Here is a 23,348-nt window from a genome sequence, read left to right as displayed (position 1 = left end):
TCAAGTGCCACATGGCTTCGGCACATGACAACGAGCGACAAGAAGGGGCTGTCTGACGACTTGATGTTGACCGCGACGCGGTCGGAAAGCATTCGGAACAGGCGAACGTCTCGATGTTAGTCAAGGCCGGCGACGAACGCAACCCCATCGATCAACCCCCGCGCGATTGACACGCTCGCGCCGGCGCCGCAACCTTTAGCCATCCTCTATCAGGACGCTTCGATGACTGCACCCAAGGATCGGCCTCAAACCGCCAGCGATGACGCCGCCATGCACCAACGGCAAGACCCACGGCAACTGGCAGCCATCGATCTGGGCTCCAACAGCTTTCACCTGCTGGTCGCCCGCTATCAGGACGACCGGCTGCAGGTGGTGACGCGCTGCGGTGAAAAGGTGCAACTCGCTGCCGGACTGGATAGCCGCAATCATCTGGACGATGCCGCTATCCAGCGTGCGCTGACCTGCCTTGGCCGCTTCCTGCCCTACCTGGCGGGCGTGACCCGCGACCGTCTGCGCGTGGTGGGCACCAGCGCGCTGCGCACGGCACTCAATCGGCAGTCCTTCGTCGAGCGTGCCGAAGCCTTGCTGGGCTGTCGCGTCGAAGTCATCTCCGGCGAGGAAGAGGCTCGCCTGATCTACCTGGGGGCATCCCACACGCTGGCCGCGAACGGGCGCCGACTGGTCGTCGACATCGGTGGCGGCTCTACCGAGTTCATCATCGGGGATCCATCGGGGCCCCTGCTGCTGCAGAGTCTCGACGTTGGATGCGTCACTCACACTCGCCGACACTTCAGCGACGGTACGGTCAACGAGGCCAACATGCGTCGGGCGGAAGCGGACGTGCGGGCTCGACTCGAGGTCATTCAGGCCAACTATCGCGAGCTGGGCTGGAGCGAAGCGTTGGGCTCCAGCGGCACCATCAAGGCGGCCGCCTCGGTGCTGGCCACCAGCGGCGGCCAACCGGACGTCATAACCCGCAGCGGCTTGCAGACGCTACGCCAGCGCCTGATCGAGTGCGAGCGCTTGGACAACGTCACACTGGCGGGACTCAAGCCGGACCGCTCGCGCATCTTCCCCGCAGGCGTGGCCATTCTCGGGGCCATCTTCGAGACATTCGAGCTGACGACGATGACCTATGCCGATGGTGCCCTGCGTGAAGGTGTGCTGCACGACATGCTGACTTGCGCACCGTTGCAGCAGGCATAGCGCAACACCGCTTACTCCGCTCTCGCCGCAGAACACCACCCCGCCGCCACGGCCAGCCAGCGCCCTTCCGGCAGCAGTAGCGCCGCTACCGGCGTCTGCTCGTGCCACACCACCGCGACACGCTCCCGCGCCCAGGGCGGCACCTGGGCCTCCTGCAGCAGACGCTTGAGGTCGCGGCTGCCGCGCCCGGCAAGGCGCAGCCGCTCGCCGCCCTGGCGAGCCTTGAGCGTCAGCCGCGCCGGATGGCCCTCGACGGGTGCCAAGCCGACGTCGATCTCGCCCCAGGGTGACAGCAGCGGTGCCCCGCCGTCCCATTCGACAGTCCATTCCGGCATCAGCGAATCCCTAGGGGGCAGCAGGTAGAGCTGGCCGCGCCAGATGCGCGCCTCGGCGCCGCTCCAACTCACCCGTACCTGGGCGTCGCTGCGCGCCTCGAGCTGCTCGAGCAGCGTTTCGAGGCGGCCTGCCGGCGGCGTGGGCAATCCCAGCCGGCGGCAGGCGTGACGCAGCAGCGAGCGCCGCCGCGGCGTAGCAAGCGCCAGCAGCGCCTCAACGTCGAGGCACCCCGGGTCGTCGCCCAGGGCAGCGAGGTCGCCCGCGGCCAGCTCCTCGAGCAATTGCTCCGCCTCGCCGGCAAGCCGGGCGCTGCCGGCCAGGGCGGTGGCCGCCTGGGGCCACCGCGACTGCAGCAGCGGCAACACGCTGCGACGCAGGAAGTTGCGATCCAGCGCCTCGTCGGTGTTGCTGGGGTCGTCAGCCCAGCGCAGCCCGAGACGCGCCGCCTCGGCTTCGAGCTCGTTTCGTGAGCATGTCAGCAGCGGGCGCACGAGGCGTCGCCCTTGCCACTCGCGCTCCGCCGGCATTGCCGCCAGGCCGCGGACGCCGCTGCCACGCAGGGCGGCGAGCAGGAAGGTCTCGGCCTGGTCGTCACGATGCTGGGCCAGCCACAGCGTCTCGCCCGGCGCCACACGGCGGGAGAACGCCGCGTAACGCGCCTGCCGCGCTGCTCCTTCAAGCCCCAGCCCAGCGTCGAGCTCGACCGCCACGCGCTCGACGAAGTGCGGCACGCCGAGCCGGGAGGCAAGCCGACGGCAGTGCCGCTCGAAGCCGTCGGCGGCACTCTGAAGGCCATGATGAACGTGCAGTGCGTAAAGCGGGCGAGGGTGACGCCGACAGGCCTGGGCCGCCAGCGTGAGTAGCAGGCTCGAATCCAGCCCGCCGGAGAGTGCAACCCAGACGACACGCCCCGGCGGGGTCTCCGCCAGGGCGTCGTCGATCATGACTTGCAGCGACTCTCTCTTATGCCGGGGCGCCATAGCTCATCAGGCGCTCATACCGGCGCTCCAGCAGGGCGTCGGTCTCCATCGCCTCGAGCCGATCCAGGCTCGCCAGCAGCGACTCCTTGACCCGCTCGGCGGTGACGAGAGGCTGACGGTGAGCGCCGCCCAGCGGCTCCTCGATCAGGGTATCGACGAAGCCCAGCTCCTTGAGACGTTCGGCGGTAATGCCCATGGCCTGAGCCGCATCAGCGGCTCGCTCGGCGCTCTTCCACAGGATCGAGGCGCAGCCTTCCGGCGAGATGACCGAGTAGGTGGAGTACTGCAGCATGGCGAGCTCATCGCACACGCCGATGGCCAGGGCGCCACCGGAGCCTCCCTCGCCCACCACGGTGGAGAGGATCGGCGTCTTGAGCCGCGACATCACCGCCAGATTGTAGGCGATGGCCTCGCTCTGGCCGCGCTCCTCGGCGTCGATGCCGGGGTAGGCGCCGGGGGTGTCAATGAAGGTCAGCACCGGCATCTTGAAGCGTTCGGCCATCTCCATCAGGCGGCACGCCTTGCGATAGCCCTCGGGACGCGGCATGCCGAAATTGCGCCGCACCTTCTCCTTCACCTCACGCCCTTTCTGATGGCCGATGACCATCACCGGACGCCCCTCGAGACGGGCGACTCCGCCGACGATGGCCGGGTCGTCGGCGAAGCGACGGTCGCCGTGCAGCTCGTCGAAGTCGGTGAAGACGTGCTCGAGGTAGTCGAGGGTGTAGGGGCGCTGGGGGTGACGCGAAATCTGCGAGACCTGCCAGGGGCTGAGGTCCTTGAAGATCGACTCGGTGAGCTTGCGACTCTTCTCCTCCAGGCGACTGATCTCGTCGCTGAGGTTGAGCTGGCTGTCGTTGCCGACCAGGCGCAGCTCTTCGATCTTGGCCTGGAGTTCGGCGATGGGCTGTTCGAAATCGAGGTAGTTGGGATTCATAGTGGCTGGGCCGCCTTGTCATTGCTGTCGCCGGGGCATGATGAACGCTGTTCGTCCCGGAAGCCATAAAATCGAGTGTCGGGCATTATCGCACCCTCAACGCACGGCGCAAGGCAACGTATGCGGACTTCGCCAGCATCGAGGGATGCCGGGGACAGGCCGAAGAGGAGGTCTTTTGCCATGGATGGCAAAAGTAGCGCCCAGGGATGGGTTCACAGCGCCTCCTCGCAGGCCTGTCGCCGGTCAGCCCCGGCGGCCTTGACGAGCAGCCGCCGAAGCCAAGGTGATGGACCTAACGGTATTTGAGACGCACACCATCCTGCCCCTCCACTTCGCGCAGCGCGATCAGCAGCTCGTCACTGGGGGCCACGCGCCACTGCGCGTCCAGCTCCAGCCAGCCGGCGGCGGCCTCGTTGCGGTAGCGCAGGCGCACCGGCAGACCGCCGTCGTCGCGGTGCGGCACGAGGCTCTCGCGCAGGCTCTCCACCAGCCGGCCGTTGACCCGGGTGCCATCGAGCGACAGCTCCACCGCCTCGCCGTAGCGGGCGCGGGCGGCTACCATCGGCGTGACTTCCTTGCCACGCAGGCGCAGGCCGCCGGAGAAGTCGTCGCTGGAGACCTCGCCCTCGACGATCAGCACCTGGTCGGCCTCGATCTGCCCGCGCAGCTGATCGTAGAGCTCGCCGAACAGCGAGGCCTCGATCCGTCCGGTACGGTCGTCCAGGGTGATGAAGGCCATGGTGTCGCCGCGCTTGGACTTCATGGTGCGCACCGCCACCACCAGGCCCGCCACCCGCTGCGGCTCCCGCGACGGCTTGAGGTCGCTGATGCGGGTGGAGACGAAGCGGGCGAGCTCCTTCTCGTACTCGTCGATGGGGTGGCCGGTGAGGTAGAGCCCCAGGGTCTCCTTCTCGCCGGCCAGGCGCTCCTTGTCGGTCCACTCGCGGGCGCGGCGGTAGGCCTCGTAGGGGTCGCTCTCGGCCTGGTCGTCGGCGAAGGCCTCGCCGAACATGTCCATCATGCCCAGGCTCTGGTTGCTCTGGGTCTGCGCCGCGGCCTTGAGGGCATCCTCGAGGGCGGCGCTGAGCACCGCCCGGTTGGGTCCCAGGTTGTCCAGCGCGCCGGAGCGAATCAGCGCCTCCAGGGTGCGCTTGTTCATGCGCTTGGGGTCGACCCGGCGACAGAAGTCGAACAGGTCGCTGAACGGGCCGTCGGCCTCACGGGCTTCGACGATGGCGCCGATGGGCCCCTCGCCCACGCCGCGAATGGCCCCCAGGCCGTAAACCACACGGCCCTCGGTATCGACGGTGAACTTGTAGCCGCCGATGTTGACGTCCGGTGGGGTCACGGTGAGGCCGATGCGCCGCGACTCCTCGATCAGTGGCACCACCTTGTCGAGGTTGTCCATTTCGGTGGACATTACCGCAGCCATGAACGGGCCGGGGTAGTGGGTCTTGAGCCATGCGGTCTGGTAGGAGACCAGGCCATAGGCCGCCGAGTGCGACTTGTTGAAGCCGTAACCGGCGAACTTCTCCACCAGGTCGAAGATGTTGCCCGCCAGCTCCTTGTCGATGCCGTTGGCTGCACAACCTTCCATGAAGCCGCTGCGCTGCTTGGCCATCTCCTCGGGCTTCTTCTTGCCCATGGCACGCCGCAGCATGTCGGCCTGACCCAAGGTGTAGCCGGCCAGCACCTGGGCGATCTGCATCACCTGCTCCTGGTACAAGATGATGCCGTAGGTGGGCTCCAGCACCGGCTTGAGCCACTCGTGCTGATAGTCCGGGTGGGGATAGGCGAGTTCGGCGCGGCCGTGCTTACGGTTGATGAAGTCGTCGACCATACCCGACTGCAGCGGGCCCGGGCGGAACAGGGCGACGAGGGCGATCATGTCCTCCAGCGAGTCGGGCAGCAGGCGCTTGATCAGCTCCTTCATGCCGCGGGATTCGAGCTGGAACACCGCCGTGGTCTCGGCGCGCTTGAGCATCTCGAAGGTGGGACTGTCATCGAGCGGGATACTGTCGATGTCGAGCGGCCCTTCGCCCTTGACTGCGCGGACCTTGTCGACCATCTCCAGCGCCCAGTCGATGATGGTCAGGGTGCGCAGACCGAGGAAGTCGAACTTGACCAGCCCGGCCTCCTCGATGTCGTTCTTGTCGAACTGTACGACCAGGCCATTGCCCTCCTCGTCACACAGCAGCGGCGAGAAATCGGTAAGCTTGGTCGGCGCGATCACCACGCCGCCGGCATGCTTGCCGGTGCCGCGGGTGATGCCCTCGAGCTTGATCGCCATCTCCCAGATCTCGGCGGCTTCCTCGTCGTTCTCGACGAAATCCTTCAGCGCCGGCTCTGCCTCGATGGCCTTGGCCAGGGTCATGCCGACCTCGAAGGGGATCAGCTTGGAGAGCTTGTCACCGAGCGAGTACGGCTTGCCCTGAGCACGGGCCACGTCGCGCACCACCGCCTTGGCCGCCATGGTGCCGAAAGTGACGATCTGCGACACTGCGTTGCGACCATAGCGGTCGGCCACGTACTCGATCACCCGGTCGCGCTTCTCCATGCAGAAGTCGACGTCGAAGTCGGGCATCGAGACCCGCTCGGGGTTGAGGAAGCGCTCGAACAGCAGGTCGTACTCCAGCGGATCGAGGTCGGTGATCTTCTGCGCGTAGGCCACCAGCGAGCCGGCACCCGAACCGCGCCCCGGCCCCACCGGCACGTCGTTGTCCTTGGCCCACTTGATGAAGTCCATCACGATCAGGAAGTAGCCGGGGAAGCCCATCTGAATGATGATGTCGAGCTCGAAGTCCAGCCGCTCGCGATAGCGCTTGTCGATCTCGGCGTACTCGGCGCCGTCGCGGGGGTACTTCTCGGCCGGGTAGAGGAAGTCGAGACGCTCGTCGAGGCCATCGTGGGAGACCTTGCGGAAGAATTCGTCCTGGGTCATGCCCTCGGGGATCTCGAACTCCGGCAGGAAGATCTCGCCGAGACGCACGTCGACGCTGCAGCGCGCGGCGATCATGACGCTGTTTTCGAGCGCCTCGGGGATGTCGGCGAACAGCTCGGCCATCTCCGCCGGGCTCTTGAGGTACTGCTCCTCGGTGTACTTGCGCTCGCGACGCGGGTCGTCCAGCGCCTTGCCTTCGCCGATGGATACCCGGGTCTCGTGGGCCCAGAAGTCGTCACGCTCGAGGAAGCGCACGTCGTTGGTGGCCACCACCGGCGTGCCCGAGGCCACCGCCAGCTCCACCGAGAGGTGCACGCACTCCTCCTCCAGCGGCCGCCCGGTGCGGGTCAGCTCCAGGTAGAAGCGCTCAGGAAAGGCCGCCTGCCACTCCTCGAGCAGCATGCGCGCCTCGTCGCGATGGTCGGCCAGCAGATGGCGGCCAATCTCTCCTTCGCGGCCGCCGGACAGCGCGATCAACCCCTCGCTCTGCGCCAGCACCCAGGCTTTCTCCAGCACTGCCCTGCCCTGGCGCTGCCCCTCCATCCAACCCCGCGAGATCAGCTCGGTGAGGTTGCGATAGCCGGTGTCGTTCATCGCCAGCAGCGTCAGCCGGTAGGGGTGCGTCTCGTCATGCGGGTTGGCGAGCCACAGGTCGGCGCCGATGATCGGCTTGAGCCCGCTGCCCTGGGCGCCGCGGTAGAACTTGACCAGGCCGAACAGGTTGGCCTCGTCGGTCACGGCCAGCGCCGGCATGCCCTGCTCGGCGGTGGCCTTGATCAGCGGCTTGAGCCGGACCAGACCGTCGACCAGGGAGTACTCGGTGTGAACGCGAAGGTGTACGAAGGGCGTGGTCATAAGAGGCTCGGGGCTTGGCGGTAAATGGGCGACACGAAAAACAGGCTATCGGGCCTGCGATATAACTCAAATCCGCTCGGGCTGATCCGGCGATAGGCCTTCGCGGGGGCGCTGTGAATACATCCTTGTAAGCTACTTTTGCCTTCCCTGGCAAAAGACCCCCGCTACGACCTATCCCCGGCGCCCTCGCTGTAGTGGGAGCGGCTCATGGGCTAAAGCAGCTCGAGTTGTCCTTTCAGCGGGGCGAAGGAGCGACGATGCTCGGGCAAGGGCCCGAGGCGCTCCAGTGCGTCCAGATGCTCGGGCGTGGCATAGCCCTTGTGGCGGGCGAAGCCGTACTCGGGGAAGAGCGCGTCGAGCGCCACCATCTGGGCGTCGCGGGCCACCTTGGCCAGGATCGAGGCCGCGGCGATGGCCGGATGGCGGGCGTCGCCCTTGACGACCGCCTGACCGGGTACATGATGCCCAGGCAGTCGATTGCCGTCCACCAGCAGGTACTCCGGTATCAGCGGCAGCGCATCGATCGCGCGACGCATGGCCAGGTGGGTGGCATGGTAGATGTTCAGCTCGTCGACCTCGGCGTGGGACGCCTCGGCCACGGCGAAGGCCAGGGCCTTGTCGCGGATCTCCACATCCAGCTCCGCACGCCGCTGGGGGGTGAGCTTCTTGGAATCGGTCAGGCCGGCGATGGGGCGCAGCGGATCGAGGATCACCGCCGCAGCCACCACCGCGCCGATCAGCGGTCCGCGGCCCACCTCGTCGACGCCGGCCAACAGATGGCCCTGATAGTCGATGATCAGTTGGGGAAAGGGAGACTCGCTCATGTCTCGCTCCTCCTGGCCTCTACCTCGGGTTCGGGTGTCATGGTATCGCTTGCCACCGACTCGGGCAGCGGCCGCCCCGCCACCACGGCTTCGATGGCCTCCACCGCCCTGGCGCTGGCGTTACGCTGCAGCCCGGCGTGCATGGCGGCGAAACGCGCCTCGAGAACGGCGCGCGCCTCGCCGTCGTCGAGCAGCGGACCGATGCGCGCGACGATTGCCTCGGCCGTGAGCGCGTCCTGGATCAGCTCGGGAATCAAGGTCTCCTGAGCGATCAGATTGGGCAGCGAAATCCACGGCGTCTTGACCAGACGCTTGGCCAGCCAGTGGGTCAGCGGCGCCATGCGGTAGCCCACCAGCATCGCGCGATGACACAGCATGCCCTCCAGCGCCGCCGTGCCGGAAGCGAGCAGCACGGCATCGCTGGCCACCATGGCCGGGCGTGCGCGACCGTCGAGCAGTAGAGCGCGCTCACTCAGCAACGGTCGGTGTTCGAGCAGCGCTTCGAGCTCGGCGCGGCGCAGCGGGGTGGCCGCCGGTATCACGACCCGCAAGTCGGGGCGTTCGCGGCACAACCGCTCGGCGGCGTCGAGAAAGGTCTCGCCGAGAAAGCGGATCTCGTTGGCCCGGGAGCCCGGCAGCACGGCCAGCACCGGCCCGCTGAGCGGTAAGCCGATTTCCTCTCGTGCCGCACCGCGATCGTTGGCCAGCGGCAGCTCGTCGGCCAGCGGATGACCGACGAAGGCCACCGGTAGATCGTGCTTCTCGTAGAAGGCGGCTTCGAAGGGCAGAAAGGTGAGCATGGCATCCACCGAGCGGACGATGCCTTTGACCCGCCCCTGACGCCAGGCCCACACCGTGGGGCTGACGTAGTGCACAGTGGTGAGCCCCGCCTCGCGCAGCTGACGCTCGAGGCCGAGATTGAAATCGGGCGCGTCGATACCGATCATCACGTCCGGCTGCCAGGCCAGGGCATCGGCGCGCAGCGCACGGCGCACCCGGATCAGCTCCGGCAGGTGCTTGAGCACCTCGACCAGGCCCATGACCGAGAGCGTCTCGAGAGGAAAACGGCTGTCGATGCCCTCGACGATCATCCCCGGGCCGCCGATACCGCGGAACTCGACACCGGGGTGACGCGCCTTGAGCGCCCGCATCAGGCTGGCGCCGAGCAGGTCGCCGGACATCTCGCCGGCGACGATGTAGACACGCGCTAACTGGCTCATATCGGACCCGTTTCGATGTCCGCTCAGCGAAGGATGCCGCGCGTCGAGACTTCGATGGAAGCGGCAAAGGCCTCGGTTTCCGGCAGGGCGAAGCGGTTGCGGATCTCGTCCAGCGCCTGGGCCACGGTCAAGCCCTGACGGTAGACCAGCTTGTAGCATTCGCCCAGCGCCTTGATCGCCTCGGCCGAGAAGCCGCGGCGCTTGAGGCCGACCAGATTGAGCCCGTGTGGGCTGGCCGGGTTGCCGTTGATCATCAAGAACGCCGGCGTGTCCTTGGTGATGATCGAGCCGCCGCCGGCCATGGCATGGTCGCCGAAATGGCAGAACTGATGGATGGCCGACAGCCCACCGAGTATGACGAAGTTGCCCAGGGTCACATGCCCGGCAAGCGTCGCCTGGTTGGCCAGCACGCAGTCGTTGCCGATGACGCAGTCGTGCCCGACGTGCACGTAGGCCATGAACAGGTTGCGTGAGCCGATGGTGGTCTCGCCACGATCCTGAGCGGTGCCGCGGTGCAGGGTCACGCCCTCGCGGATGACGTTGTCGTCACCCATCACCAGCCGCGTCGGCTCGCCGGCGTATTTCTTGTCCTGGCAATCCTCGCCTACGGAAGCGAACTGGAAGATCCGAGTCCGGGCTCCCAGCACGGTCGGGCCCTTGATCACGACATGCGGGCCGATACGACTGCCGGGACCGATCTCGACGTCCGGTCCGATCACGCTGAAAGGACCGACTTCCACGTCCTCGGCAAGGCGAGCCGAAGGATCGACGATGGCGGTGCTATGTATCAAGAAACCTTCCTCTCGGCACAGATGATGTCGGCCTCGCAGGCCAATTCACCCTCTACGGTAGCACGACAGGCGAACTTCCAGATGCCGCGCTTTTCACGTTCGACCTTCGCCTCCAGCTTCAGGCGGTCGCCCGGCATTACCGGCCGCTTGAAGCGCACGTTGTCGCTACCCACCAGATAATAGACGTAGCCGTCGGCCGGCAACTTGTTGACGGTCTTGAACCCGAGGATCCCGCACGCCTGGGCCAGCGCTTCGAGCACCAGCACACCGGGCATGATCGGATGGTGAGGGAAATGACCGTTGAAGAACGGCTCGTTGATGCTGACGTTCTTGTAGCCCACGATGGATTCGCCAAGGCTCAGCTCCGTCACCCGATCTATCAGCAGAAAGGGGTATCGGTGCGGCAGATAATCACGAATCTCGTTGATGTCCATTACCATCGTAGCGACCTCTGAAATGAAGTAGGGAAGCCTTGGCGAACGTCCAGCAAGCGTCGCGCCCGGCTTCCCGAAAACCGCCTGCAAGCGGCAGGCGGGGAATTATAACGCCGCCCGATCCTGCCTCAACCCTGCTGATCGCGCTTCTCGAGACGCGCCAGACGCCTGGCCATGTCGTCGAGCTGTTTGAAACGCACCGCATTCTTGCGCCACTGGGCATTGGACATGGCACCGGTACCCGACGAGTAGACTCCCGGTTCATGGATCGAGTTGGTGACCAGGCTCATGCCGGTGACCTGCACGCCGTCGCAGATCGTCAGGTGCCCGGAGAGCCCCACGCCGCCGCCCAGCATGCAGTTCCTGCCGACCCGGGTGGAGCCGGCGATGCCCACGCAACCGGCCAGGGCGGAGTGGTCGCCGATACGCACGTTGTGAGCGATCTGCACCTGGCTGTCGATCTTGACGTCATTGCCGATCACGGTGTCGTCCAACGCGCCCCGATCGATGCTGGAACAGCTGCCCACCTCGACGTCGTCACCCAGCACCACCCCACCCAACTGGGCGATCTTGTGCCAGCGACCGCCGTCATGGGCGAAGCCAAAGCCGTCACCACCGATCACGCAGCCACTGTGCAGAATGGCCCGCTTGCCGACGGTCACGCCATGACAGACGGTGACGTTGGCATGCAGTCGCGACTGGTCACCGATGCATGAGCCCGCCCCGATGAAGCTGCCGGCCCCCACCACCACCTCGTCGCCGAGTTCTACCCCGGCTTCGACCACGGCATTGGGGCCGATCTCGACCCGTGCCCCGAGCACCGCGTCCTCCGCCACCACCGCCGTGGGGTGGATCCCCCCCACGGGAGCGGCCAGGAACGGGTCGAACAGCTGAGACAGATGGGCATAGCCGAGATAGGGATTGGCCAGCTCCAGGCGCGCCACCGGGCAGGCCGCACCGTGCTCGGGGTGGAGCAGCACCGCCCCGGCCCGACAGTTGGCGAGGTCCTTGATGTAGGAACGATTGGCGACGAAAGCCACCTGGTCGGGGCCGGCCTCCTTGAGAGTCGCCAAACCGCTGATGCGGCGACTGCCGTCGCCGACCAGTTGGGCACCGAGCCGCTCGGCGAGCTCGGTCAATGTGTATTGCGGAGTAGCAGGGTGCGTCATGGAAACCCGTATCGACAACGTTCGGCAGCGCGCTGCCGAGTGGATCAATTGAGCGAGTTGAGTATTTCGATCACTTCACCCGTCAGGTTGGGCAAGTCCCGCTCGGAGTGCAGCACGCCCTGGGGCTCTACCAGCACCTGCACATTGTGCCGCGAGATCACCTGCTCCACGGCCCGCTCCAGCTTGGGCTCGGCTTCCTGAAGGAAGTTCTGCTCGGCGCGCATCTGCTCTTCCATGATCTGCTGGCGCAGCTGTTCGAAGCGGCTGCCCTTCTGCTGAAACTCCTGGATCAGCGAGCGACGCTGATCCTCGGGCAGGCTGTCGCCCTCCTGCTGCAGGCGCTGCTGCAGCTGGGACAGCTCCTGCCCCAGCGACTGCGCCTCCTGCTGCTGACCGGCAAGCCGGCTCTCGAGCTGCTCCATCGAGCGCTGGGCGGCATCTGAGGAGAGCAGCGCGCCTCGCCAGTCGAGAACGGCCACCTCGGTCGAGTAGGCCGGCGCAGACAGCGCCGCGAACAGACCCATGCACAAAAAGAGCGTTAACTTGCGCATTCAAATTACTCCTTGAGGAGCCGGATCAGAAGGTCTGTCCCAGCGAGAATTGGAAGAACTGGGTATTGTCGCCGCTCTTGTCGTTGAGCGGCTCGGCGATGCTGAAGGTCAGCGGACCCACGGGCGTCAGCCAGGAAAGCCCCACACCGATGCTGTAGCGCAGCTCGCTCAGGTCGACGCCAGAGGAGCAGTTCGACGGCCCGTCGCCTTCCATGATGTCATAGCAACTGGTCAGGAAGGTGTTGCCAGCATCGAGGAAGAAGCCGGTCTGCAGCGAGCGCTGATCCTCGACGAACGGCAGCGGGAAGAGCAGTTCGGCACTGCCTTCGATCAGTACGTTGCCGCCCAGGGTGCGGTCGCGACCGGCCTCTCGCGGGGTGGTACGCTCGCCCAGGGTGTTGGCGGTGAAGCCACGCACCGACCCCAGACCGCCGGCGAAGAAGTTCTCGTAGAACGGATAGGGATCACTGCCGATGCTGTCGGCGTAGCCCAGGGTGGTGCCGAACTTGAGCGCCCAGGTCTCCTCCTCGTTGAGGGCGAAGAGCTGCTGGGCGCGGGCGCGCAGCTTGTAGTAGTCGGCGTCGCTGCCCGGCGCGGCGGTCTCCAGCGACAGGCGCTGATAGTTGCCCGAGGTGGGCATGATGCCACGGTTTAGGTTGTTGCGCGTCCAGCTGGCGGTGAGCTTGAGGCTCTGGGCGTTGTCGCCCTGATCCTCGACGTAGCGCACGATTTCCGACGCCGTGTCGCGATAGGTCTTGACCGTCAGGTCCTCGATGCTGGCGCCGAAGTTGAGGCGCGACAGCTCGCTGACCGGATAACCGAAGTTGATCCCCGCGCCGTAGGAGTCGGTGGAGTAGGTCGAGATGTCCGAGTCTTCGAAATCGGTCTCGCGATAGAAGAGGTTGTAGCCGCGCGAGATACCGTCCAGGGTCCAGTACGGGTCGGTGAAACCGAAGTTGACGCTGGTGAAGGTGTCGCTGCGCTGGGCGCCGATGTTGACCCGGTTACCGGTGCCGAGGAAGTTGTTCTGGGCCAGCGAGGCGCCGTAGATCACCCCGGCGCTCTGCGAGAAGCCGATGCTCGCCGAGATCGAGCCGGAGGGCTGCTCCTCCACCGTGTAGGTGACGTCGAGCTTGTCCGGCTCGCCGGCCACCGGCTGGGTCTCCACCTCGACCTGACGGAAGAAGCCCAGACGCTCCAGGCGACGGCGCGACTGGCTGATCGAGTCGGTAGAGGCCGGCGCCCCCTCCATCTGGATCATCTCACGGCGCAGCACCTCGTCCTGGGTGGTGGTGTTGCCGATGAAGTTGATCCGCCGCACGTAGGCACGACGACCCGGGTCGACACGCACGGTCAGGTCGACGGTGGAGCCGTCGGCCCGCGGCTCGGGTATGCCGTCGACCCGGGCGAAGGCAAAGCCCTCGGCGCCCAGGCGCGAGCGCAGCGCCTCGGTAGAGGCGGTGACGTCACTGCGCGAGAAGATCTCGCCGCTCTCCACCTGCAGCAGGTTGCGTGCCTCACGCTCGCCGATCTGCAGGTCGCCGACGAAGCGCACATCGCCCAGGCGGTACTGGCTGCCCTCCTCGACGTTGACGGTGACGAAGATCTGCGACTTGTCCGGGCTGATCGAAACCTGGGTCGAGGTGATGTCGAAATTGACGTAGCCGCGGTCGAGGTAGAACGAGCGCAGCCTCTCCAGGTCGCCGGCCAGCGCCTCGCGAGAATATTCGTCACGGGAGAACCAGCCGAAGAAGCGCCCGGGCCGGTCGTTGAGCTCGAACACGTCGCGCAGCTCGTCGTCACTGAACTGACGATTGCCGACGATGTTGATCTGGCGAATCTTGGCCACGGCACCTTCGTTGATCTCGATGTCGACCTGGACGCGGCCTTCGTCGATCTCGCGCACGTTGGTCTCGATCCGCGCGCTGTAACGGCCCTGCGCCTGATAGACCCCTTCGAGCTCGCGCTGAATGTCCTCCAGGGTGGAGAGCTGCAGCACCTGCCCTTCGGCCAGGCCGCCCTCGCGCAGACCGCGGCGCAGGTCCTCTTCGGAGAGCCGACGGTTGCCGCTGATGTTCAGGCGCGAGATGGTCGGCCGTTCGACGACCTGGATGACCAGCACGTCACCGTCGCGAGCAAGCTGAATATCGTCGAACAGACCGGTGGCGAACAGGCTGCGCGCCGCCTCGGCCAGCTCGCGATCGTCCACTCGGTCTCGTGCGCTGATGGGAAAGGCGTTGAAGACGGATGCGGCGGATACCCGCTGCAGCCCTTCCACGCGAATGTCGGTTACTTCGAAGGATTCGGCCAGCACCGTACCGGAACCGGCCAGCAGCAGAGCCGCCAGTCCAAGGGTCTTGATATTCATGCAGTCGCTTCGCTCGCGTTGATCCGCCTGCCTGTACAGACAGGCACCATATACATATGTGCGGGTGACTGACAAGGCGGAGCGTAACTCCGCCTCCCTGTGCCCCCAGTGGGAGGCGCACGCTACCAGAGACGCATCAGATCGAAATAGAGCGCCATCAGCATCAGAGTACCGACCAGCGCCAGCCCGATTCGCAACCCCAGCGCCTGAGTCCGCTCCGATACCGGCCGGCCGCGGACGGCTTCGACGAAATAATAAAGCAGGTGGCCACCATCGAGCACCGGTATCGGCAGCAGATTGAGCACCGCCAGGCTGATGGAGAGATAGGCCATGAAGCTGACGAAGGTCTCCAGCCCCGTGCGTGCCGTATCCCCTGCCATCTGGGCGATCGTGATGGGTCCGGAAAGATTGGTCGGCGAGATCAGCCCCACCAGCATCTTGCGGATCGCATCCAGCGTCAGCACCGTCATCTCGCCGGTGCGGCTGACGGCCTGCCCCAGCGCGGCCACGGGTCCGTAGCGGATCTCGCGCCGGAACTCCTCGGGCCACTCCACCGGCTCTACCCCGGCGCCCACATAGCCGATGGCCCCGCCCGTCTCGAGCTCGCGGCTGCCCGGCGTGAGCGTCACCGTCAGCGGCTCGCCGTCGCGCTGCACCTCGAGCTCCAGCGTTTCGCCGGGATTGGCCCGCACCACGCTGACGAAATCCATCCACTCGCCGATGGGCGCCCCGTTGACGGCCAGCACTTCGTCGCCCGGTTGCAACCCCGCCTCGGCGGCAGCCTGGCCATCCAGCACCTGCCCCAGCACCGCAGGAATACGCGGCTGCCAGGGCGTGATGCCCAGCGTGGCCAGCGGCTGGGGTGGGTCCTGGCGCACCAGGTAGTTCTCCACCGGCAGGCGGTACTCCTGCGCGCTCGAGCCGGCGTCGTCACGCGCATCGATGGTCAGCTCGCCGCTGGCCCCGATGTGGGCGATCAGGCGCAGGTTGATCTCGTCCCAGGAGCGTACGGCATTGCCCTGCACCGAGACGATCTCCTGACCGCTCTGCAGGCCGCTACGGGCCGCCGGCGAATCGGGCGCCACCTCGCCCACCACCGGTGCCACCGTGGTGGTGCCGGCGACGAACAGCGCCCAGTAGGCGACGATGGCAAGCAGGAAGTTGGCCAGCGGTCCGGCCGCGACGATGGCGATACGCTGCCATACCGTCTTGCGGTTGAACGTTTCGTGGAGCTGATCGTCGGGTACCGGCGCCTCGCGCTCGTCGAGCATCTTGACGTAGCCGCCGAGAGGAATTGCCGCCACGACGAACTCGGTCCCGTGACGGTCGGTACGGGACCAGATCGCCTTGCCAAAGCCCACCGAGAAGCGCAGCACCCTGACACCGCAGCGGCGCGCCACCCAGTAATGACCGAACTCGTGGAAGGTGATCAACAGCCCCAGCACCACGATGACGGCCAGCACGTTCTGGATCAGGCCCAATACAGCCTCCTTGAAATGACTACTACGTCGTCGGCGAAAAGCGGCTCAGCCTCTCTTCAACCCCGATTCAGCCCCGCTCCAGCCAAGTGTGCGCCGCCTGCCGCGCCCGGGCGTCGGCACCGAGCACGGTTTCCAGGTCGTCGCCACGCTCCGCCGGCAGTGCCGTGAGAACCTCGCCCACCAGCTCACCGATTCCCGGAAAGCTCAAGCGCCCCGCCAGGAAAGCGTCGACGGCCACCTCGTTGGCGCCGTTGAGGATTGCCGGTGCCGTACCGCCCTCCCGCATTGCCTCGCGGGCCAGCCGCAGGCAGGGAAAAGCCGTCTCGTCGGGCGCCTCGAAATCGAGCCGGGCGATCTGGAAAAGATCCAGCGCCTCGACGCCGGCGTCGATCCGCTCCGGCCAGGCCAGGCCATAGGCGATCGGCGTGCGCATGTCCGGATTGCCGAGCTGCGCCAGCACCGAACCGTCGCTGTAGGCGGCCATGGAGTGAATCACGCTCTGCGGATGCACTACCACCTGCACCTGCTCCGGCCGGGCATCGAACAGCCAGCAGGCCTCGATCAGCTCCAGCCCCTTGTTCATCAGGGTGGCGCTATCCACCGAGATCTTGCGCCCCATCGACCAGTTGGGATGAGCGCAGGCCTGCGCCGGCGTCACCGCTGCCAGGCGCTCCCGCGACCAGCCGCGAAACGGGCCTCCCGAAGCCGTCAGCAGCAGCTGCGTCACGCCGTGACGCGCCAGGCCGCCACGGTGCTCGGGTGGTAGACACTGGTAGATGGCATTATGTTCGGAATCGATCGGCAGCAGCGTGGCGCCATGGCGCGATACGGCATCCATGAACAGCGCCCCGGACATCACCAGGGCCTCCTTGTTGGCCAGCAGCACACGCTTGCCGGCACGCACCGCGGCAAGCGTCGGCAACAACCCCGCGGCACCGACGATGGCCGCCATCACCACGTCCGCCTCGGCGTCGCTGGCCACCTCGCTGAGCGCCTGCTGGCCGGCTCGCACCTCGGTGGCCAGACCCGCCTGCAGCAGGCGCTCGCGCAGCCAGGCGGCGTCGCGCTCGTCGTCGAGCACGGCCAGGCTGGGCCGATGGCGCTGACACTGAGCCAGCAGCGCCTCGCGCGAGCGGTGGGCAGTCAGCGCATGCACCCGGTAACGTTCGGGGTGGCGGGCGATCACGTCCAGCGTGCTGGTGCCGATGGAGCCGGTCGCCCCCAGCACCGTCACGCCCTGCTGCCGGCGGGAGTCGCTCATCTCACGGCGCTCCACGCTAAAGAACCCCGAGCGAAAGCAGCGCGAACAGCGGCACCGCGGCGGTCAGACTGTCGATGCGGTCGAGCACGCCGCCGTGGCCCGGCAGCAGGTTGCTGGAGTCCTTGATGCCGCGGAAGCGCTTGAGCATGCTCTCGAACAGGTCACCCATCACCGAGACCAGCGTCACGATCGCCGTGACCACGACCAGCCCCAGGCCGGCCGCCGCACCCAGCCCCTGCCAAGTGGCAAACACCAGCGCCAACACCAGCGTCACCGCCAGCCCGCCGGCCACGCCTTCCCAGGATTTCCCCGGGCTGACCGCCGGCGCCAGCTTGCGCCTGCCCCAGGCACGACCGCTGAAATAGGCACCGATATCGGCCCCCCACACCAGCAGCAGCACATAGAGCAGCCAGATGGCGCCGGTATCGCGCAGCACGTTGAAGCCGACCCAGGTTGGCAGCAGTACCCACAGCCCCATGCTCAGGCGCATGGCCATGGACTGCCACTGCTCGCTACGCGCAGGGTATTGAACGATCCAGTAGAGATTGACCAGCCAGCCTGCCACGGCCAGCCACAGGAGCCCGACCGACAGCGCGATACCTGCAGCCCACAGCACGAGCATCAGCAGCGCCATGCCTGCGACCAGGGCCAGCCGCCGAAGCGTTTCGCTCACCCCGGCCAGATTGGTCCACTCCCAGGTGGCCAGTAGCACGATGCCGCCCGTGAAGAGGGCAAAGGCACCGCCCGAAAGGCCGAACAGGCCGGCCAGCATCAGCGGCGCCAGCCACGCCGCCGTAATGACTCGCTGTCTAAGCACCTTCAGCCTCGATCTGTTCGTCAGTCATACCGAAGCGGCGCTGCCGTCGGCGGAAGTCGTCCACTGCCAGGTCGAAGGCAGCGCCATCGAAATCGGGCCACAGCAGCGGGGTGAAATAGAGCTCGGCATAGGCCATCTGCCACAGCAGGAAGTTGGAGATGCGCTGTTCGCCGCTGGTGCGGATGCACAGATCTACCGGCGCCTCATCGGCCAGGCAAAGCTCGCTCTGGACGGCGTACTCATCGACCGTGGCCGGATCCAGCTCCCCGGCCGCAGCACGTTCGGCCAGGCGGCGCGACGCCCTGGCGATATCCCAGCGGCCGCCATAGTTGGCCGCGATCACCAGATGCATGCGCTGGTTGTCGCGGGTCAGCGCCTCGGCCTTGTCGATATACTTCTGGATCGAGCTGGAGAAGGCCGTGCGATCGCCGATCACCGAGAGTCGGATGCCGTTCTTGTGGAGTTTCTTCACTTCGCGCTTGAGCGCGATCAGAAAAAGCTCCATCAAAGCGCTCACTTCAGCCTCGGGGCGACGCCAGTTCTCGCTGGAGAAGGCGAACATCGTCAGGGTCTCGATGCCACGCTCGGCGGCGCGTCGGATCACCGCCCGCACGGCCTCGACGCCAGCATGATGGCCGCGGATGCCGGAGAGCCCTCGCGCACGTGCCCAACGGTTGTTGCCGTCCATGATGATTGCCACATGGCGCGGCAGGCCGTCGCCGGGGGGCTTCGGTGGCATCTTCGATGCAGAGGTCTGCGCTGACGTCATGATGTCTCGCAATAGCGGTGGGAGGTCCGGGTGGCCTGGTCGTGCCACCCGGCGCTGCTCAGACCTGCATCAGGTCGTGTTCCTTCACTTCGAGCTGCTTGTCGATCTCGCCGATGTACTTGTCGGTCAGCTTCTGGATCGCGTCTTCGGCACGATGCTGCTCGTCCTCGGAGATCTCCTTCTCCTTGAGCAGGGCCTTGATGTCGTTATTGGCATCGCGACGCACGTTGCGCACCGCCACGCGGGCATTCTCGGCCTCGGAGCGAGCCTGCTTGATATAGCCTTTGCGGGTCTCTTCGGTGAGCATCGGCATCGGCACGCGGATCACGTTGCCGGCGCTAGACGGGTTGAGGCCCAGATCGGAGGTCATGATCGCCTTCTCGATCTTGGGCACCATGTTCTGCTCCCAGGGCACCACGGAGAGGGTGCGGGCATCTTCGATGTTCACCGACGCGACCTGGTTGAGCGGCACCTGACTGCCGTAGTAGTCCACGGTGACCGAATCGAGGATGCTGGAGTGAGCACGCCCGGTACGGATCTTGTTGAAGTTGGCATGAAGGGCGTCGAGGCTCTTCTTCATGCGACTTTCTGCATCTTTCTGGATGTCATTGATCACGGTGTCAACCTCTGTCTATCAGCGTGCCTTCCTTGCCGCCCACCACCAGATTCAGCAGGGCGCCCGGCTTGTTCATGTTGAATACGCGAACCGGCATGTCATGGTCCCGCACCAGGCAGATAGCGGTCAAATCCATGATACCGAGCTTCTGATCGAGCGCATCATCGTAGCTCAGATGATCGTACTTGACCGCATCGGCGTACTTGACCGGATCCTTGTCGTAGACCCCATCCACCTTGGTGGCCTTGACCACCACGTTGGCATCGATCTCGATGCCGCGCAGACAGGCGGCGGAGTCGGTGGTGAAGAAAGGATTGCCGGTACCGGCGGAGAACAATACCACGTCGCCGGAGGTGAGGTAGCGAATCGCCGTACGGCGGTCGTAGTGCTCGACCACGCCACTCATGGGGATGGCCGACATCACCCGCGAGCGGATGTTGGAACGCTCCAGCGCGTCGCGCATGGCCAGGGCATTCATCACCGTGGCCAGCATGCCCATGTGATCGCCGGTGACCCGGTCCATGCCCGCCGCGTTGAGCGCCGCGCCGCGGAACAGGTTGCCGCCGCCGATGACGATACCGACCTGTACGCCGATACCCACAAGTTGGCCGATCTCCAGCGCCATACGATCGAGCACCTGCGGATCGATGCCGAAGTCGTGCTCGCCCATCAGGGCTTCGCCGGAGAGCTTGAGCAGAATGCGCTTGTACTTCGACTTGTCGCTACGGGGCTTGGCGGGGTTATCGACGTTATCGGATGTGGGCATGGCGTCTCTCCTGGCGTCAAGGGGATGAAGCTACTCTACTACGTCCGGCGCGGGGGCCGGATACGAGAAGGCGTGCGCTCTCGCGCACGCCGTTCTCGAGCTGGAACCTCTGACCTTAGCGACGGCCAGCCTGTTCCATGACTTCCTTGGCGAAGTCGACCTCTTCCTTCTCGATGCCCTCGCCCACTTCGAAGCGGGTGAAGCCAAGCACCTCACCGCCGGCAGCCTTGACGAACTCGGCCACGGACTGGTTCGGATCCTTGACGAAGGGCTGCTCGGTCAGGCTGTTCTCGGCCAGGTACTTCTTCAGGCGGCCTTCGACCATCTTCTCGGCGATCTGCTCGGGCTTGCCGGCCATGTCGGGCTGAGCCAGGATGATCGCCTTCTCCTTGTCGAGCTGCTCCTGAGGCATGTCCTCGGGCAGCGCCACGGCCGGATTGATCGCGGCCACGTGCATGGCGACGTCCTTGGCCACTTCGCTGTTACCGCCCTTGAGCACGGTGAGCACGCCGATGCGGCCGCCGTGGACGTATTCGCCCACCAGCGCACCTGCCGGCGCCTCGACGACGGCGCAGCGACGCACGCCGATGTTCTCACCGATCTTCTGCACCAGCTGCTCGCGAGCAGTCTCGAGTTCACCAGCCGTCACGGCAGCCACGTCCTCGCTCTTGGCGGCGAAGAAGGCGTCGGCGACCTTGTCGGCGAAGGCCTTGAAGTTGTCGTCGCGGGCGACGAAGTCGGTCTCGGAGTTGATCTCGACCACCACGCCATAGCTGCCGTCTGCGGCGACGCGGGTCACCACGGTGCCTTCGGCGGCGGTACGGCCGGCCTTCTTGGCGGCCTTCAGGCCGGAGCTCTTGCGCAGGTTCTCGATGGCGAGTTCGATGTCACCATCCGCTTCGGTGAGTGCCTTCTTGCACTCCATCATGCCGAGCCCGGTACGCTCGCGCAGCTCCTTGACCTGGGAAGCGCTGATCGCTGCCATGGTAATTCACCTCTTGGTAAGTGGAACCCGGGTTGATCCAGGTTCGACCTGGGAATAAGGGCGCCGGGCCCGAAGGCCCGGTGAACACTCGCTCCGCCGTGGCGGAACGGTTGCGGGCAGTCGCACTGGGCGACCGCCCTGCCGAGCCGGCACGGCCGGCTCGAGCGACGCGCCGTTACTCGGCGGCGGCAGTAGCGTCGCCGCTTTCACCCTCGGTGACCTCGACGAACTCGTCGGGACGACCTTCCTTCGCACGCGCGCAGGCGTCGGCAATCGCCTTGACGTAGATCTGGATGGCGCGGATGGAGTCATCGTTGCCGGGAATCACGTAGTCGACGCCGTCCGGATCGGAGTTGGTGTCCACCACGCCGATGACCGGGATACCGAGCTTGTTCGCCTCGTTGATGGCGATGCGCTCGTGGTCGACGTCGATCACGAACAGCGCGTCGGGCAGACCACCCATCTCCTTGATACCGCCGATGGAACGCTCGAGCTTGTCCTGCTCGCGAGTTGCCATCAGGACCTCTTTCTTGGTCAGCTTGTCGAAGGTGCCGTCCTCGCGCATGGTCTCGAGGTCGCGCAGACGCTTGATCGACTGCCGGATGGTCTTGTAGTTGGTCAGCATGCCACCGAGCCAGCGGTGGTTGACGAACGGCATGCCGACGCGGTTGGCTTCTTCCTTGATGATCTTGCTCGCGCTGCGCTTGGTGCCGACGAACAGGATCTTGTTGTTGGAAGCGGCCATCTTCTCGACCACGTCGATCACCTCGTTGAGGGCCGGCAGGGTGTGCTCGAGGTTGATGATGTGGATCTTGTTACGCGCGCCGAAGATGAACTTGCCCATCTTCGGGTTCCAGTAACGGGTCTGGTGACCGAAGTGTGCGCCTGCCTTGAGCAGGTCACGCATGTTGACGTGTGCCATGGATGACTCCTGAAAATCGGGTTAGGCCTCCACGCACCCCATGGATCCGACCGCCGGGAAGAACCGCGGCAGCACCCGGGACCATGTGCCGGTACGTGTGTGTTTTCAAGGCTGTTGAGTTAACGGCTCGAGTCGCGCAGCGCCAAGCGCTGAGCGATTCGCCGCCGACGCCGTCGCTGCCTCGCCGGCCGGCCGTTCGGCCTGGACCCCGACGATTGCAGGAAAGCGCGCGGCTTTATACCATAGTTCATCCACGAGATGAAGTCGCCCGCCGCCCTTACCCCATGCTGCCGGCACTGCCATTCCTCTGATACGAGACTCCATGAACATAGCCATCAAGACGCCCGACGAGATCGAGAAGATGCGCGAGGCCGGTCGCCAGGCCGCCAGCGTGCTGGAGATGATCGCCCCCCACGTCCAGGCCGGCGTGACCACCGGCGAGCTGGATCGCCTGTGCCACGACTACATCGTCAACGAACTGGGCTCCACTCCGGCACCGCTCAACTATCACGGCTTTCCCAAGTCGATCTGCACCTCGCTCAACCACGTGGTCTGCCACGGCATTCCCGATCCGGACAAGAAGCTGAAGAAGGGCGACATCATGAACGTCGATGTCACCGTGAAGACCGCAGACGGCTACCACGGCGACACCAGCGTGATGTTCATCGTCGGCGAGAACATCCAGGGTGAACGGCTGTGCCGGGTGACCCAGGAGTGCCTCTACAGGAGCATCGCCCTGGTGCGGCCGGGCGTGCGCCTTTCCGAGCTGGCCCGCGCTATCCAGGGCCATGCCGAGGCCAACGGCTACTCGGTGGTGCGCGACTTCTGCGGCCACGGCATCGGCGCCACCTTCCACGAAGACCCCCAGGTGCTGCATTATGATGGCTACGCGCCCGAGGCCGACGCCACCCTGGCCGCCGGCATGTGCTTCACCATCGAGCCGATGATCAACGTCGGCGGGCACCAGACCAAGGTGCTGCGCGACGGCTGGACCGCGGTGACCCGGGACAAGAGCCTGTCCGCACAGTGGGAACACACCCTGCTGGTCACCGACACCGGCGTCGAGGTGCTCACGGCGCGCCACGAGGAAGATTTCTCCTTCCTCGACCACTGAGTCGA

20 protein-coding genes are annotated in these 23,348 nt (G+C 65.9%); 2 read left to right on the top strand and 18 right to left on the bottom strand.

The annotated features are described in order from the left end of the window. The first annotated feature begins 222 nt into the window (after window positions 1-222). A complete protein-coding gene (locus tag HOP53_RS13510) occupies window positions 223-1,206 on the top strand; it encodes a Ppx/GppA phosphatase family protein (protein WP_338073304.1) in 984 nt (327 codons plus the stop codon). 11 nt (window positions 1,207-1,217) lie between these two features. Here HOP53_RS13510 and tilS read toward each other — a convergent pair whose 3' ends face one another. The 18 genes from tilS to rpsB all read right to left on the bottom strand — a co-directional run bounded on the left by tilS (window position 1,218) and on the right by rpsB (window position 22,229). Further along, on the bottom strand, window positions 1,218-2,486 hold the full coding sequence (gene tilS, locus HOP53_RS13505; protein WP_234270522.1) for a tRNA lysidine(34) synthetase TilS: 1,269 nt from the start codon (window positions 2,484-2,486) through the stop codon (window positions 1,218-1,220). A 19-nt stretch (window positions 2,487-2,505) separates the two neighbouring features. Next, complete coding sequence (gene accA / locus HOP53_RS13500; RefSeq protein ID WP_234270521.1) at window positions 2,506-3,459, bottom strand: acetyl-CoA carboxylase carboxyl transferase subunit alpha; 954 nt, start codon at window positions 3,457-3,459, stop codon at window positions 2,506-2,508. Between the two features lie 292 nt (window positions 3,460-3,751). After that, the gene (gene dnaE / locus HOP53_RS13495; RefSeq protein WP_234270520.1) at window positions 3,752-7,255 is read right to left on the bottom strand and encodes a DNA polymerase III subunit alpha; all 3,504 of its coding nucleotides are present in this window, start codon (window positions 7,253-7,255) and stop codon (window positions 3,752-3,754) included. A gap of 212 nt (window positions 7,256-7,467) precedes the next feature. Next, window positions 7,468-8,079, bottom strand: coding sequence for a ribonuclease HII (gene rnhB / locus HOP53_RS13490; protein ID WP_086509335.1), 612 nt, complete (start codon window positions 8,077-8,079; stop codon window positions 7,468-7,470). Continuing rightward, window positions 8,076-9,299, bottom strand: a complete 1,224-nt coding sequence (gene lpxB, locus HOP53_RS13485; RefSeq protein WP_234270519.1) for a lipid-A-disaccharide synthase — start codon at window positions 9,297-9,299, stop codon at window positions 8,076-8,078. Before lpxB ends, rnhB begins: the two co-directional genes overlap by 4 nt. A gap of 23 nt (window positions 9,300-9,322) precedes the next feature. Next, window positions 9,323-10,090: an acyl-ACP--UDP-N-acetylglucosamine O-acyltransferase gene (gene lpxA / locus HOP53_RS13480; RefSeq protein WP_234270518.1), complete on the bottom strand. Its 768-nt coding sequence runs from the start codon at window positions 10,088-10,090 to the stop codon at window positions 9,323-9,325. Further along, the gene (gene fabZ, locus HOP53_RS13475) at window positions 10,087-10,530 is read right to left on the bottom strand and encodes a 3-hydroxyacyl-ACP dehydratase FabZ (protein WP_234270517.1); all 444 of its coding nucleotides are present in this window, start codon (window positions 10,528-10,530) and stop codon (window positions 10,087-10,089) included. The genes lpxA and fabZ overlap by 4 nt, the downstream gene beginning before the upstream one ends. 122 nt (window positions 10,531-10,652) lie before the next feature. After that, a complete protein-coding gene (gene lpxD, locus HOP53_RS13470; protein ID WP_234270516.1) occupies window positions 10,653-11,693 on the bottom strand; it encodes a UDP-3-O-(3-hydroxymyristoyl)glucosamine N-acyltransferase in 1,041 nt (346 codons plus the stop codon). A gap of 44 nt (window positions 11,694-11,737) precedes the next feature. Beyond that, the gene (locus tag HOP53_RS13465; protein WP_234270515.1) at window positions 11,738-12,244 is read right to left on the bottom strand and encodes an OmpH/Skp family outer membrane protein; all 507 of its coding nucleotides are present in this window, start codon (window positions 12,242-12,244) and stop codon (window positions 11,738-11,740) included. Between the two features lie 25 nt (window positions 12,245-12,269). After that, window positions 12,270-14,612, bottom strand: a complete 2,343-nt coding sequence (gene bamA, locus HOP53_RS13460; RefSeq protein ID WP_234270514.1) for an outer membrane protein assembly factor BamA — start codon at window positions 14,610-14,612, stop codon at window positions 12,270-12,272. Window positions 14,613-14,734: 122 nt separating this feature from the next. Further along, window positions 14,735-16,093, bottom strand: a complete 1,359-nt coding sequence (gene rseP / locus HOP53_RS13455) for a sigma E protease regulator RseP (RefSeq protein WP_234270513.1) — start codon at window positions 16,091-16,093, stop codon at window positions 14,735-14,737. Window positions 16,094-16,160: 67 nt separating this feature from the next. After that, complete coding sequence (ispC, locus tag HOP53_RS13450) at window positions 16,161-17,354, bottom strand: 1-deoxy-D-xylulose-5-phosphate reductoisomerase (RefSeq protein WP_234270512.1); 1,194 nt, start codon at window positions 17,352-17,354, stop codon at window positions 16,161-16,163. Window positions 17,355-17,370: 16 nt separating this feature from the next. Then, entirely contained in the window at window positions 17,371-18,171 is an 801-nt protein-coding gene (locus HOP53_RS13445) for a phosphatidate cytidylyltransferase (protein WP_234270511.1), read from the bottom strand. Next, window positions 18,164-18,940, bottom strand: a complete 777-nt coding sequence (uppS, locus tag HOP53_RS13440; RefSeq protein WP_422677613.1) for a polyprenyl diphosphate synthase — start codon at window positions 18,938-18,940, stop codon at window positions 18,164-18,166. The genes HOP53_RS13445 and uppS overlap by 8 nt, the downstream gene beginning before the upstream one ends. Window positions 18,941-18,998: 58 nt before the next feature. Further along, on the bottom strand, window positions 18,999-19,556 hold the full coding sequence (frr, locus tag HOP53_RS13435) for a ribosome recycling factor (protein WP_234270510.1): 558 nt from the start codon (window positions 19,554-19,556) through the stop codon (window positions 18,999-19,001). 4 nt (window positions 19,557-19,560) lie between these two features. After that, window positions 19,561-20,322: a UMP kinase gene (gene pyrH, locus HOP53_RS13430; protein ID WP_234270509.1), complete on the bottom strand. Its 762-nt coding sequence runs from the start codon at window positions 20,320-20,322 to the stop codon at window positions 19,561-19,563. 115 nt (window positions 20,323-20,437) lie between these two features. Beyond that, on the bottom strand, window positions 20,438-21,307 hold the full coding sequence (tsf, locus tag HOP53_RS13425) for a translation elongation factor Ts (RefSeq protein WP_234270508.1): 870 nt from the start codon (window positions 21,305-21,307) through the stop codon (window positions 20,438-20,440). Between the two features lie 175 nt (window positions 21,308-21,482). After that, window positions 21,483-22,229, bottom strand: coding sequence for a 30S ribosomal protein S2 (rpsB, locus tag HOP53_RS13420; RefSeq protein ID WP_010630160.1), 747 nt, complete (start codon window positions 22,227-22,229; stop codon window positions 21,483-21,485). Window positions 22,230-22,551: 322 nt separating this feature from the next. On the opposite strand from rpsB, the gene map reads away from it, so the two are divergent. Continuing rightward, window positions 22,552-23,343: a type I methionyl aminopeptidase gene (gene map / locus HOP53_RS13415; RefSeq protein ID WP_234270507.1), complete on the top strand. Its 792-nt coding sequence runs from the start codon at window positions 22,552-22,554 to the stop codon at window positions 23,341-23,343. Window positions 23,344-23,348 lie beyond the last annotated feature (5 nt).

It is taken from the genome of Billgrantia ethanolica (assembly GCF_021404305.1).
In the GTDB taxonomy this organism is placed as follows: domain Bacteria; phylum Pseudomonadota; class Gammaproteobacteria; order Pseudomonadales; family Halomonadaceae; genus Halomonas; species Halomonas ethanolica.
The sequence above is the reverse complement of the archived record's forward strand: the minus strand, read 5'-3'. Positions and strand labels throughout refer to the sequence as shown.